The organism is Streptomyces sp. NPDC033270, assembly GCF_055576575.1.
In genome coordinates this window covers 1-12,867 of sequence record NZ_JBVIRA010000017.1, presented here as the reverse complement: position 1 = coordinate 12,867, position 12,867 = coordinate 1, and the positions used below count along the sequence as shown (strand labels likewise).

The 12,867-nt window shown below is 66.7% G+C and carries 8 protein-coding genes and 1 pseudogene; 3 read left to right on the top strand and 6 right to left on the bottom strand.

What is annotated here, in order from left to right; genetic code table 11:
- Positions 1-99 precede the first annotated feature (99 nt).
- Positions 100-1,059 carry a hypothetical protein gene (locus ACZ5XZ_RS23045; protein ID WP_468980924.1) on the top strand — a complete coding sequence of 320 codons (960 nt, stop codon included), beginning with the start codon at positions 100-102 and terminating at the stop codon, positions 1,057-1,059.
- Between the two features lie 52 nt (positions 1,060-1,111).
- On the opposite strand, the pseudogene ACZ5XZ_RS23040 reads toward ACZ5XZ_RS23045, so the two are convergent.
- Positions 1,112-1,278, bottom strand: a pseudogene (locus tag ACZ5XZ_RS23040) (IS1380 family transposase); the annotation flags it as partial.
- 390 nt (positions 1,279-1,668) lie between these two features.
- On the opposite strand from ACZ5XZ_RS23040, the gene ACZ5XZ_RS23035 reads away from it, so the two are divergent.
- Entirely contained in the window at positions 1,669-3,114 is a 1,446-nt protein-coding gene (locus ACZ5XZ_RS23035) for an MFS transporter (protein ID WP_468980923.1), read from the top strand.
- Positions 3,115-3,480: 366 nt separating this feature from the next.
- Here the strand turns inward: ACZ5XZ_RS23035 and ACZ5XZ_RS23030 are convergent, their stop codons facing one another.
- From ACZ5XZ_RS23030 to ACZ5XZ_RS23020, 3 genes are all read right to left on the bottom strand, one after another.
- Positions 3,481-4,686 carry an acyltransferase family protein gene (locus tag ACZ5XZ_RS23030; protein ID WP_468980922.1) on the bottom strand — a complete coding sequence of 402 codons (1,206 nt, stop codon included), beginning with the start codon at positions 4,684-4,686 and terminating at the stop codon, positions 3,481-3,483.
- Between the two features lie 123 nt (positions 4,687-4,809).
- The gene (locus ACZ5XZ_RS23025) at positions 4,810-5,523 is read right to left on the bottom strand and encodes a TetR/AcrR family transcriptional regulator (protein WP_468980920.1); all 714 of its coding nucleotides are present in this window, start codon (positions 5,521-5,523) and stop codon (positions 4,810-4,812) included.
- A gap of 218 nt (positions 5,524-5,741) precedes the next feature.
- Positions 5,742-7,832: an NACHT domain-containing protein gene (locus ACZ5XZ_RS23020; protein ID WP_468980919.1), complete on the bottom strand. Its 2,091-nt coding sequence runs from the start codon at positions 7,830-7,832 to the stop codon at positions 5,742-5,744.
- Between the two features lie 155 nt (positions 7,833-7,987).
- Here ACZ5XZ_RS23020 and ACZ5XZ_RS23015 point away from each other — a divergent pair, with 155 nt between their 5' ends.
- Positions 7,988-8,821: a 2OG-Fe dioxygenase family protein gene (locus tag ACZ5XZ_RS23015; protein ID WP_468980918.1), complete on the top strand. Its 834-nt coding sequence runs from the start codon at positions 7,988-7,990 to the stop codon at positions 8,819-8,821.
- A gap of 92 nt (positions 8,822-8,913) precedes the next feature.
- On the opposite strand, the gene ACZ5XZ_RS23010 is transcribed toward ACZ5XZ_RS23015, so the two are convergent.
- Positions 8,914-10,917, bottom strand: a complete 2,004-nt coding sequence (locus ACZ5XZ_RS23010) for a HEAT repeat domain-containing protein (protein WP_468980915.1) — start codon at positions 10,915-10,917, stop codon at positions 8,914-8,916.
- 422 nt (positions 10,918-11,339) lie between these two features.
- Entirely contained in the window at positions 11,340-12,029 is a 690-nt protein-coding gene (locus ACZ5XZ_RS23005; protein WP_468980914.1) for a hypothetical protein, read from the bottom strand.
- Positions 12,030-12,867: the final 838 nt, after the last annotated feature.

The window sequence follows — 12,867 nt, the reverse complement described above, 5'->3', positions numbered from 1 at the left end:
CGGCAGCTAGGCAGGCCGAATCCGTTTTCTGGATAACCTGGTGGGAGCAGCCCATACTCCTACTGGCTACGAACGGGCAGATATCCCGGGAGAGAACAGATGCCGCTCACGACAGCCCTCGCTTTTCCGCCGTTCAGCAACCCTTACCCTCCGGGGATCCTGCGCACGCTGGCTCACACGAACGCGAGCGTGGCCGCTGCCCTTGAGATAACAGACCAGAAGCTCGCGGAACTTGGCCAGCCACCCGTAACACGCAGACTCACCACCGAAGATTCTGGGCCGGCCCCCAGCCTGGAAGCGGAGTACGTCCATAACCTGGTTGCGGCAACGCTTGTCCCGTACTCCGTATATGTGTCACTAGATCTGAAGGTCAAGCCAGCCATCCTTCTCGGACACGGCGCAGGCTTCAATGTCGGTAGTGCAATAACGGACCTCATGTCCGTGGCAGAAACAATCGATGTTCTCATCACGGGCTTCCTCGAAGCCAACAGGCTTTCACTGCGGGGTGGAATGCTGGCCCTCGCCGTCAACCAGCAGACCGCTCGGGCGATGTGTCGGCAGATCTCAGAAGACGGCCTCCACGTCGGCATGATCAATGCCCCGAACCAAACGGTTGTATGCGGCCGATTCGACGACCTGGACCTACTGGAGAGTCACGCAGAACGCAAAGGGATCCCCTGCAGACGTCTCGCTGCCCTCCTCCCCATTCACACCCCTCTGTTCAAGCCGGCAGCCCTCCAGGCAATCCTTCGGCAAGAAGAACGAACCGTGCAGCCCGTACTACCCCCGCTCTACTTCACCACCGAATGCCGACCCATCGTCGAATCTGACACAGTCAGAAACGCGTCACTCGCCATCTGGACCAAACCCGCGAACCTCATCGAATCCATCACGGACCTTCAAGAGAACTTCGGTATCAACCACTTCATCGAAGTCAACACCACCCCGACACTCGCACCAATGATCATCCAAAACGTGCGCCCGGGCACACGAGTCGACGGCCCGCCACCCGGCATAACAGATGCGGCAGACGTACTCCCATTCCTCAACGGCGCTTGACCGCGCGCTCGCATGACGGCTCGTCAGTCTCTCTGGCGGGCCGTTCTGCGTTCCAGGCGAGCAGGTCGAGGGCGAACTGGACGATCTCGAGCCAGATCTGGTTCTGGGCGGCGTCGTGCCGGAGGTGTTGGTGCCGAAGCAGGTCAGCCGCATCCCGTCGGCGTCGGTGAAGCACAACTGGGCACCGGGGTACGGGCGTTCCTTGCGCACGATCAGCCGACGCCGCACGTGTGAAGTGCCTCACCACCGCAACGGCTACGCAGCAACGAGCTGCTGTATCGCCATAGTTGATAGCCTACGGCTATCAAGATCAGTCCGACATTATATTGGATGGCAGCTTGCTCCGGGACATACAGTCCTGTGCATGACCACCCACCCCGTATTAACGGCCCTGCCGCGTCCGGCTCCCCGGCAGGTGACGGTGCCCTCACGGCCCCGCGTGGGCCCTCAGCTGCTCCGCCTCGGCTTCGCCGCCTGTGGCGACCCTGAGGTCCGCGACTCCGTACGGATCAGCTTCGGCCGCATGCGGCAGACGGTTGCCGAGACCACAGGGGCCCGGACTCGCATCCGTCCCGGCCTGTTCGACCACATCACGACCGGGACCAGCCGATGAGCACTACCCGGGAGCACTCCGAGGCACGGCTGCTGGTCCCCTCCCTGGTGTTCATCGCCCTGGTCGTGGCGGCAATCGCCAGCCTCGGGGCGCCGCTCATCACCAGCGTGGCGACCACGTTCCACGTCTCACTCGACAGCGCGCAGTGGACGCTGACCATCGCGCTGCTGAGCGGCGCGCTCGCCACGCCCGTCCTCGGCCGGCTCGGAGCCGGCCCACACCGACGAGCCACGATTCTCGCCACGCTGGCGGTCGTCGTCGCCGGCAGTGTGCTCACCGTGCTACCGCTGCCGTTCGCGTGGCTGCTCGTCGGTAGGGCCGCACAAGGCGTCGGGCTCGGTCTGACGGCGCTGATGATGGGCGTGGCCCGCGACCATCTCCCCGAGGAGCGCAGCGCGCCCACCATCGCCCTGGTCTCGGTGGTCTCCATCATCGGGGTCGGTGTCGGCTACCCCCTCGCCGGCCTGCTCACCGAGTTCGGCGGGGTGCGCGCCGCCTATGGCCTCGGTCTGTTCGTCACCACTATTGCCTTCCTGGCCGCCTGGCGCTCCATTCCCGTAGCCCCCGAAGGCCGCTCCGCCCACGTGGACATAGCGGGCGCGCTCCTCTTGTCGGGTGGACTGTTCCTCGTCCTGTTCCTTGCCGGCCAGAAGAGCCTGTGGAGCCATCACCTCGCCGTGGCGGTGGTCCTCACCATCGTTGCCGTGGTCTTGCTCTGCGTCTGGACCGTCTCCGGGCTGCGCGGTAAGAAGCCCCTGGTCGATCTCCGGGCGTTGCGGCACCCGGCGGTTGCCGGAGCGAATCTCGCCATGTTCGTCGGTGCGATCGGCATGTACATCCTGCTCACGCTCATCACCCGGTACGCGCAGACGCCGCACAGCGCCGGCTACGGCTTCGGGCTCACCACCTTCGTCGCCGGACTGGTGCTCATCCCGTTCTCTGTGCTGGGGTTCGTCGCCGGCAAGCTCACGCCTCGGATGCTCGAACGGATCACCGGCCCCGTGCTCTTGGCCGGCAGCGCTGTCGTCATCGGTGGCGGGTTCGTCTTCTTTGCTGTAGCCCGGTCGAACCTGGCCGAGCTGTTCATAGCAATGAGTGTGCTGGGCTTCGGTGTTGGCAGCTTCTCGGCCGCTATGCCCGGCGTCATCCTGGCCGTCACCCCCAAAAGCGAGACGTCCAGTGCCATGAGCTTCAACTACGTCGTGCGCAGCGTCGGGTACTCGCTCGGCAGTGCCATCGGTGGCCTGGTCCTCGCCGCCGGCACCGACACCGGCCAGATCTTCCCGAACGACAGCGCCTACACCACGGCAGCGTGGGTCGGCATCGCCGCGATGGCGATCACGACGATGGCCAGCCTTGTCCTGGACCGCCAACGCTCGCCCGAGGCCGAACCGATCGTCCCCCCGGCTGGCGCGCCGAGTCCGAGCCGGTCGAACCAATGACCCGCTCGCTGGAAGGCGCCAGCAGGCGAAAGACCGAAAGGAGCTGTACCTGCTGCTGACGCCGGTCACCCGCTATGTGCAGACGCCCGCCGCGGCCGGCTACGGCTTCGGCGTGGGCGTCTTCGTAGCCGGCCTGGCGCTCGCAGCGTCTGGCCCGCGGCCGGCTGTGGCCGGCCTTCGCCGTGAGGAGCCTGCTCGGACTGGGCGTCGGCACCTTCTCCGCCGCCATACCGGCCGAGATCCTCGCCGCCACACCTCAGACGAAGCCGCCTGACCGCGCCGAAGACCGGCCGGGCCCGCCGCCGGACCGGAAGCCGCCGGAGCCGCCGGAGCGGCCGGGGGATCGACCCCGGCCGCAGGCGGCTGTCACAGCACGCGATCAGCGCGAGGAAGGCAACGCACCACATACGCCACGGCCCAGCACAACGGCACGGCAAGGGCGCCGACGAGCGCGAACTTGACCGCCGCCGGAGCATGCACCAGGTGGAAGGCGAAGCCGAGCCCGACCAGCACCGGTGCATGGATGACGTAGACGGCGAAGGCATGACGGGACAGGAACGCGGCGATGGCCCCCTGCCGGTTGAGACGCTCACGGAAGACCACCGTCAGCCCGAGGACCATCCCCACGGCGAACGTCGACTCCCACGCGGCCGTGATCAGCGACTGCCAGCTGCCGTGCCCCACGAGCGTGGTGGTATCCACCGTGACGACGAAGGGAAGGTACGCCAGCGTCGCAACCGTGGCCACGGCGAAACCCACCCAGCCCACGACGCGCGGCAGGCTCTGCGCCCAGCCCCGACGGTAGGCCAGCACTCCGAGGACGAAGAAACTCGCGTACTGCGGCATGAAGTTGGGAGTGGGCAGGCCCAGGAACGGCACATAGGTGTCGGTCGGCACGAGGATCCGCCACAGATACGTGGCAACGGCCAGCGCAACGGCGAACCCGACGACACCCAGCGGCCGCAAGGGCCGCGGCGCCTGTACGGTCGCCCGCCGGGCCTCCCCGGCGGAGCCGAGCGCCCGGCGCGCGCCACCGCGGCGGACCAGCGCGTAGAGCACCGCGAACACCAGCAGCACCTCGACGAACCACAGCGGCCCCGCATCCCAACTCATCACGTAATACACCCAGTAGGGGAGGGATTCACCACGTGCGGCGAACTCGGCCCGCATGTCGGCGTACCCGCCAAAGCCCGTCAGCGGACGCAGCAGCAACAGGAAGACGAGCAGAGGGATGCCGAGCCGCTTGAGACGGTCCCGGAAGAACGGACGGGCGCCCTTACGGTCGTAGGAGGCCGGGGTGAAATACCCGGCGATCATGAAGAAGAAGCCCATGAAGAACGCCTGGTTGAACATGACGAAGACGTCCAGGAGCAGCCCGGAGCCGTCCTTGGCGGGCTCGGTGTAGTACCAGGCGGGTATGTTGCCGTAGGTGACGGCAGTGTGGTGCAGCACCACAAGCGCTGTCAGCGTGATCCGCAGATTGTCGATGTAGAGCAGCCGCGGACGCGCCGGCCTCGCGACGGTCGGCTCGGCCCCGGCCTTCAAGGCCACGTATTCCGGATCGCCGGTCATAAAACAGTCTCTCCCCGTTGTGTGCAGCCCAGCCGAATAAACTGGATTCAGCTGAAGCTAGGTCAATTAAGCTTTCCCACAGCGCACTTCACTGCGCATCACTGCACTTCACTTCACTGAGCATCACTGCGAACCAGTGCCGTCGAGTGCGCTTCCATGTGGTTGCGTGGAAGCACGGCCGTCCGCCCGAGTGGCGTGCTCGAAGGTGTCGGCGAGCTCGCTGGCATAGGCGGTCAGATCGCGCTCGGGATGGGCGCTCCAGTACGCGAACATCTGGTCAATTCCCGCCTGGAGGGTGACGGCCATGACACGGACGTCGAACGCTCGGAACTCACCGCTTCGTTGGCCCTCCAAAAAGACCTTCTCCAACGCGACGTAGATCGGCTCGCTCGACGCGATGCCGTAGCGCGGCGCTCCGTCAGAAGTACGGAAGTGATGGAAGATCTCGCCGAGCGCGGTGAGCTGGGCCTGATGGTTGAACATGTACTCGGCGACCGACTCGACATAGATGCGCAGCCATGCACCCGCCCCGACCCGCTCGTCCAGCCGGGCACCGACAAAGGCGCCGATCCCCTCGTAGATCTGCTCGACGGCCCGCTCGATCAGCTCGCTCTTACCTGCGAAGTGATACGAGATCACCCCCTTGCTGATGCCCGCCCGTTCGGCGATCTGCGCCAGCGAAGCCTTCGCGAACCCCCGTGCCGCAATGGTCTCGACGGCGGCATCGATGATCTGGGCGCGGCGCGCCTTCTCGATGAACGACCGCTCCGTCTCCCGCGACTCCGGCTCAACCTTCCCGCCGTCGAACTGGCCGCCAGGATCATTTTTTGACCGCATGGCCAAAACCTTAGACGCATGGCCAACTACTGTCCAGACGGACCACGTTGCACCGGTCGGACCACGGTGCGTGGTAGGTGATCGACGCGCCTGAACCACCCTGGGGGGGGCGCTGGTGATGGGCGCCCTGGCGGGGCGGGGTCAGGGCGCGTGCCGTTCTCTGCCGTGGCCGGTGGTCGAGCACCTGGCCGCACAGCCTGGCTTGGCAGGACGCGCGTTCACTGGGCCGACGGCCCGGCAGGTTCCGGGTCGTTCACGGCACGGGCGTGCAGGGCCGCGAAGTGGTCGAGGAACAGGCCGTGGACGAACATGTAGCCGCCGCCGACCCGGCGCAGCAGGATACGGTCGCTCGAGTCCTGCAGGAACCGCACCCACCTCAGCGGGATGCGGCCCTGCAGCGCCAGCATCACCCGCAAGGTGTAGTGGTGCAGCCAGGCACGTCCTCCGGTGTGCAACGCCGTCAGAACGAACACGGAACTGCCGCACGTCAGCCCGTCGATCAAGCCGAACAGCAACGTCATCCGCGCGCCGAACGCCACTCCTGCCAGGACGCCGATGGCCGTTCCGCCGGGCAGACCGACGGCGACAGCGTTCACCAAAGAGCGGCGCATTCCCTCGTTCGGACTGATGCGGGCCTCTCGAAGCTGCGGCGACACCCCGCCGACCACCACGTAGAAGGTGATCGGCAAGGCCATGAAGAACGCCGCGAAGACCACGGTGGTGGTCAGGCCCCACACGTGCATGATGGTGCCGACGATGGCGGAGAGCGCAACGCCCCAGGGCATGGCCAAGCGCAGTTGCCGGCCGGCGTTCTGCCGCAGGGAGTGCAACGACCAAGAGATGATCTCGGCTGGACGGATCGCCCTGTCGAACGCGAAGACGCAGACCAGCGCCCCGATCGCGGCACCTGTGAGCCAGCCCGTCGACACGCCCGCCACATAGACGTCGTTCCCCAGGCCGAAGAGCCTGGCACCGAGGGTGTTGGCGTGGTCGATCGCGTACCCGGTCGCCAGAGCCATCGCCGCCCCCAGGAGGAGAGGGGAGAAGCACGCGGTGATGATCCTCAGCAGCGGGCTCGACAACCACCCGGGCTGCATCCACTCCACATGGAACACCGTCTGGTCGTCCTGGCTCATCTGATGCGCGAGTTCACCGAGCCAGCGCACGACGCGTCCGTCGTCGTAGGCACGGCGGGCCGGCCTGCGGCGCAGCGTGTGCCGGATATAGCTGTCGATCAGGTGTGAACGCCGGCCCGCAACTCGGCCTTCGGCCTGCAGTTCCTCAGCGGACAAGCCCCGATAGACAAGGGAGGCCACATTCAGCAGCAGCGGAGAGGCAAGCAGTGACAGCAGCTGGTCGTCATGCTCGATAGCCGTGTGCAGCCCTGCGAGCTGGGCTCCGGCGCCGGCGAGGTGGGCGAGCACCTGGCTTTGCGTCAGGTCCCGAATCAACACCGCCCTGTTCAGGCGGAGTCGCGAGCCGATGGCGTCGTAGTCCGCGACCCGCGAGCAGACGACGATCTGCAGGGGGCCGGTCGCGCCGAGGAATTCGTTGATCGCCCTGACGCAGCCGTCGCGGCGGTCGACTCTGACCTCGTCGAGACCGTCCAGAAGGGGCAGGATCATCTCGTCGTGGAGCCACTGCCGGGCCAGCTTCCGCGGCACGGTGTACCGGCGATGCAGCTCGTCCTCGAGCCATTGGCCGAGCGGACTTTCGGACTTCCCCCACGAGGAGAGGTTGAAGACGACGGGCATCGGCTGTTCGCCGTCGGACTGCGCCCGCCGGAGCAACTCCGCGGCTATCTCGAGCAATAACGTCGTCTTGCCGGACCCGGGCATACCAAGGATCAGCAGGGAGCCGCCGGACTGGTCGAAAACATCGATGGCGGATGTTCCCGGCGGAAGCGCACGCTGCCGGTCCGGATCGTCGTACACCACTACGTTCCACGGGCGCTCGACAGCGTCCGACCGGGTCTCCAGCCCCAACTCGAGTCTCGTCACCACCTCCAGCGACTGGTTCAGGACCCCGTCGATCCAAAAGTCCCGCTGGCGCTGGAGCATGAGTCTGCGGTGCTGTTGTTGAACCGGAGCATCGGGTGCGGGGTCCTCCTGCGGCTCGATCCACACCTGCCATGCCGCGACCCCCAGGCACAACAGTGTCGTGATGCCGAACGCGGCCCAGGAGAGCGTGGAGTTCTTCACCAGCCAGTTCGGCAGGTGATCGGGCACGAGTCCGGTGGCAATTCCCGAGCCGGCACTGGCGCACGCCAGCGCAATCGCCGCTGCAACCCTCGTCCTGCGCGCGGCCACGACAGGCCTACCTGGCGTCCGGCATATCGAAATCCCCCAGAAAGTGCGGTGCCGGGGAGCGGACAGGCATGAGCGCCTTCCGATGCCGCCGCGCGAACTTCTACACTTGTATCCCTCGCACTTACAGAGCGTCAATTCCCCAAAGGTGTGACGCCATGGCCATTCGGCGCGATCCGTTGAGCCCGTGCACCGCGATCCCCACGCCACCCGCTGCCGCCGTCGGTGAGCTGTGCCGGAAGCTCGACCGGGACAACGCGTGCATCCTGCCCGGCACATGGGCGAAGTCGCTGCTGTCGTCCGCAAATCCCCGTTCGCTCTCGGACTGGGACGCATTCCAGCAGAGCTGGTCCCACCTGCCACTCGACCGCTTCATGAACGATGGTGGCCGTTACCGGCGCCGTCGATTCTCCACACTGCGCGCATGCGCCTCCAGTCGCACCTTCTATATCAATCCACCCCAGGCCCACTATCAGCAACTCCAGCACAACTGGTTGAACGGCGGAATTCCCCGTTTCTTCGCTCCGGTCCGCGACGAGATCTTGCACGGCCAGACGATGAACGGCCTGTTGGAGCTGGCAGCCGAGGTGTTCGGCCAGCTGTCTCCCGACGACGACTGGCATGTCGAGGTCCACCAGTTCCGCATCACGGCGTCAGCCACCGCGAGCGTCTCACCGACCCCCGAGGGCCGGCACCGTGACGGGGTCGGATTCGTGATGATGGTCCTGGTACGGCGGGAGAACGTCAGCGGCGGGACGACGATCCTGTACGACCTGGACGACCGACGCCAGGCCGAGGCGACACTGGGAGACCCACTGGATCTCGTCCTCGTCAACGACCAGCGCATCCGGCACGAAGTCACCCCCCTGGTCCAGGCCGCCCCTCGCCGACCCGGCCTGCGGGACGTACTGGTGGTGACCTTCAGTCCCGGATGGCGATCTGCTCCCTCTGCGGCACGACCACACGGATGTGGACCTCGGCGTACGGGGTGATCGAGCGGGCTGACGGTGCCCCGCACAGGCGAGGCCGCCATCCGGCGTGGGAGGTGAGGACGGCCAGCATGGTCTGATCACCAACCATTGGCTCAAGTCCTCGGGGTGGCGCCGGCTGGGGGCTGCAGCCGCCGGATCATCTGCTCCATGACGGCGACGGGCAGCGCCGGGTGCTTGGCCGCAGCCTGTGCGGTGTCGGCGTCACGTAGTAGCTCGACCAGTACTCGGGCTGGCAACTGTGGGTGCAGAGCCGCTGCACGACGTATGGACTCGTGTGGGTCGTCGAGCATCCGCACGGCCGAGGCGGCCGTCAGTCGGGGGTCGGTTGCTGCTCGCAGTCGTACCTCCGCCGAGATGTCCCGGCCGCATCGCTCCACCAGTTCGGGTGTCGACTCCGGGTCATCGAGAGCGAGTTGGCGCATGCGCGGGTTCGGGTCGTCGGCGTAGCGCAGGAGGCCGGTGCGGGGGAAATTGGGGTGGCTGCGGGGGCGGTCGGGGTGGCTGAGGCTTCCGGTCCACCATTGCCACACCTCGAGCAGCATGTCAGCGGGTGCGTCGTCGCAGGATTCGGAGAGGAAGAGCTGGACCACATGGTCCTCATCCCGGGCGAGAAGTTCGATGACGTCCGGTGGGAGACGCCTGGCGCGGGCGACGCTTCTGCGCACGAGGGGGTGGGAGGAGGCGGCCAGGCGGCGCATGGCGTCGGGGTCTTCGTGCAGTGCGGTGACCCAGCGGAGCGGGGAGGTGTGGCCGCGTGGGTCGAAGTCGATGGGGATGCCCGCCCGCTGTTCCTCGCTGAGATCGGGGCGTGTGGCCACCACAGAGCGGACGTTCTCTTCGCTGTCCTGGGCGAGGAGCGCGATCAGGTCCGGGTCCAGGTTCGGATTGCGCGCGAGGGAGCAGCGCTGGTCCGGCTCGCCGTGGCGGGCCAGGTTTTCGGCGAGAGCGCGCTCCAGGCGACAGGTCTCGGCGGCGCGTTTTTTGAGGTCTTCGGAGTCGAAGACCGACTGGGGCATCGGGTGGTCCCGGTGGTGCTGGAGTAGCGCCTCTCTGCGGACCTTTTCGTGATGGTCGCCCAGGAGCTTGCATCGTGCCGGGTGTCCCAGGTGAGGCCAGGCGCTCGGGATGGCCGCGGCTCGCACGGCCGGGTCGGGGTCGGCGGCCAGGGCGGTCACTATCCGCGGGGGAAGTCCGGGGAGACGAGCGGTCTCTTCGCGGACCGGGGCGGAAGAGTCGGCGGCGAGCTGTTCATAGCCGGTCTCGGTTAGCTCAGTGCGCCGGTCCGCCGCGAGCATCGTGAGGATCCATCGGTGCCGGGGGTGCTGCTCGCCAAGGATCAGACGAGCCCATTGCTCAGGTGTGATGTTCGGCTGGGCCTCGGCCAGCAACTCGCGCACCTTCCAGTCCGGGTGGACCATCGCCTCCTCTACGAAGGCGGCGGGCATCGGGCGCCACATGACGAAATGCGTCAGACCGAGCAGGCTGGCGCGTACGGCGTCGGGCGTGGAGGGGTTGAGCGCCAGCCCATGTGCCCACAACTCGCGCATCCTGCCCACAGGAGCCGGCCCCCGAAGCAGCGACGCCCAGGCGGCTGCCCGCTTCTCCGGGGACTCCTGGGCGCGTGCTTGCGCGGCGGCCTCCTGTCGCTCCCTGATCCGGTCCACTGCGACGAGCCAGACCTCGTACTCCTCGGTGGTCGCTCCGAGCAGGGAGTTTCCGTCCATCGAGAGCGTGATGAACTCCGGCTGGCCGGGCCGCTCACCCAGCACGCCGACGAGGTTCCACTGGGGGGTGAGCCGGACCCGCGTCCACTGCCTGGGCGCGCAGCCCGCCCAGTTGCCGGCGACGGCGATGAGGAACACACCGTCCTCGCCAATGATCCGATCCTTGACCGCGAGCCGGTGCCACTGAGCGTTGAGTTCCGCGACCAGGTCCGGCCTGTCCCTTCTCACCGCCACGGTCGGCTCGGCCTCGTATGCGATTACCGGGCGCCACGCCGCCCGGGGCGGCGGCACCTCTTCGGTCCGTCGGTCCCCCACGATTTCCAGCCCGGCGCGCTGCAGCAGCTCTGCGAACTCGTCCCTCCCACCCGTCATGAAACCCCATCCTGCCTGATGCGGCCCATGCCTCTGAGTGGCCCATGGCATACGCAATGCGTGCTCGTGGGAGGGCTGAGGTTGTCTAGCATGCGACCGGGAACGCCCGCCGCCCCGTGGTCGGTCATCGTCTCCGGATCTGCTACCTAAAACGGCCCCAGAGCGCCTACCCGCGACGATATCCAAGGTGAACGGAAGCTCGCCGGCAGTGATTGCTTGGGCCCGCTGTCCGACCGCATCGGTGGTCTGACGAGCGTGTGCGTGGGGTGCTGGCCCGAACCGATTCGAACGCACCCCTGGCCAACAGGCGCCCGGACACAAACCGCCTGGTCTCTTCAGCCACTTGGGCCTGCTCACTGCCGCCGGTGGGGCTCCACCGCTTTCAAGGAAGGAGGCCCCACCAGAACTGCAGCTGTGTGACGTCAGGCCGCCGCGTAGGTGCCTCGTCCCGGACGGGTCACCCCATTTTGCTGCTTCGCGACACGGTCGAGGGTGTTGCGGACAGATTCGATCTGCCCTGGCGTGGCCTCCCGCCCCAGGGCCGCGTTGACCTCGTGGGCACGCATCGGCACGCTGGACTTCTTGAGCACAGCCAATACCTCATCGACGAGCCTTCTCGAGCTTTGGTCAGCTGGCCGAGTAGTGGCAGCTCGCTTCGAAGCCGCCTTTTTCGCCTTCGACTTAACGGGTGCGGCAGCCTTCTTCGCTGCCGCTTTCTTGATGGTGCGCTTCTTGGAACTGCTGGACCCGGCGGCTGAAGATGCGGCCGTACGTGGCTGTGGCACGGAAGACGCTGTTCGTGCCGGCTCACCGGCCGCCTCAGGTACGACGGCGGTGCCGGCCCCGGGGGAGCCCTGACTGGATCCACCTGCCGGCTCGATAGGGGTCCTCTCACCGGGCACCGGATCCGGTGGGGCGGTTGCAGGCACAGACTGGGGGCTGGGAGCAGCGACGCCGGTCAGGACACGAAGATGTTCCAGGGCGGCGCGGGCGGCAGCGACGCGTTGCACCACGTCATCGAGTTGGCCTCGCAGCTGAATCTCCTGCGCTTCGAGCTCTGGCAGTGCATGTTCGAGGTTCTCGATGGTCTGAAGGAGCACGGAGTCAGTCATGCGCTTTTCTCACCTTCACTGCGATCAGCCTGATCCCAGTCACCGTACCCCTCCATCAACCAAGACACAGCAGGATGTGCAGGTGGATGCGGGCGGCGCCCGTGCTGTGGTACTTGCCCGCATCGGGTAGCCCATTCCTGGCCCTTAGATCTCCATCCTCGAGGTGCCTGGGCGTCCTAGCCACCCTCGTTGAATGCAGTGAAGCTTTCTGTGGACTCGCACCGTGAGGACGCGGAGCGGTTGTCGCGACGTGACTTCAGCGGGATTACGCGTCCCCAGTCACCGTCGGTGAACTTCCGGGCGGCTTGGGCCGGAAGAGATCCAGTCCCGCGGCACGTTCGTGATGCGGTAGTCGCGACACCTTGGATACCAGCGCCCACACCTCCCGTTCGCCGGCCAAGTCGCCGGCAGGAGGAGGCCGAGGGATGCCGCAAGCGTTTTGCGGCCGAACACTTCCTCGCCTTCGCGGGCGTCGCCGCCACCCTCATCTGCTACAGACGTCTGGTCCGGTGAGACCGTCCGATATCCCTGGTCGACTGGGGAAAACTGCTTGCCCGCTCCGGTCGGTCGTGGAACAGTTTGCCGCGCTCTACGACCTTGCAGACACGCTCACGGTGAGGAACGAAGCCAATGTTCTCGGCGTCCCCCAGCGGCCGCCGTCGGCACTGAGCGCCCGCTCTGCAGCGGCCTCAGCCTGCCACGCCGTTCCCTACGGCGGCCCCACGACACGGTGCCTGACGCGCCGTCACTCTTCCTCGCCCCGAACTTCCCGAGTTCGCCAGGGGCTCCTCCAGAGACTCGTGAGGTCAACACCCACCATGGACATCCAGGTCCAGAG

Bases quoted from the DNA above. Each gene is read 5' to 3' on its own strand.
- ACZ5XZ_RS23045 (WP_468980924.1), top strand. From the start codon at position 100: ATGCCGCTCACGACAGCCCTCGCTTTTCCGCCGTTCAGCAACCCTTAC.
- ACZ5XZ_RS23030 (WP_468980922.1), bottom strand. From the start codon at position 4,686: ATGACCGGCGATCCGGAATACGTGGCCTTGAAGGCCGGGGCCGAGCCG.
- ACZ5XZ_RS23010 (WP_468980915.1), bottom strand. From the start codon at position 10,917: ATGACGGGTGGGAGGGACGAGTTCGCAGAGCTGCTGCAGCGCGCCGGG.
- ACZ5XZ_RS23025 (WP_468980920.1), bottom strand. From the start codon at position 5,523: ATGCGGTCAAAAAATGATCCTGGCGGCCAGTTCGACGGCGGGAAGGTT.
- ACZ5XZ_RS23005 (WP_468980914.1), bottom strand. From the start codon at position 12,029: ATGACTGACTCCGTGCTCCTTCAGACCATCGAGAACCTCGAACATGCA.
- ACZ5XZ_RS23035 (WP_468980923.1), top strand. From the start codon at position 1,669: ATGAGCACTACCCGGGAGCACTCCGAGGCACGGCTGCTGGTCCCCTCC.
- ACZ5XZ_RS23015 (WP_468980918.1), top strand. From the start codon at position 7,988: ATGGCCATTCGGCGCGATCCGTTGAGCCCGTGCACCGCGATCCCCACG.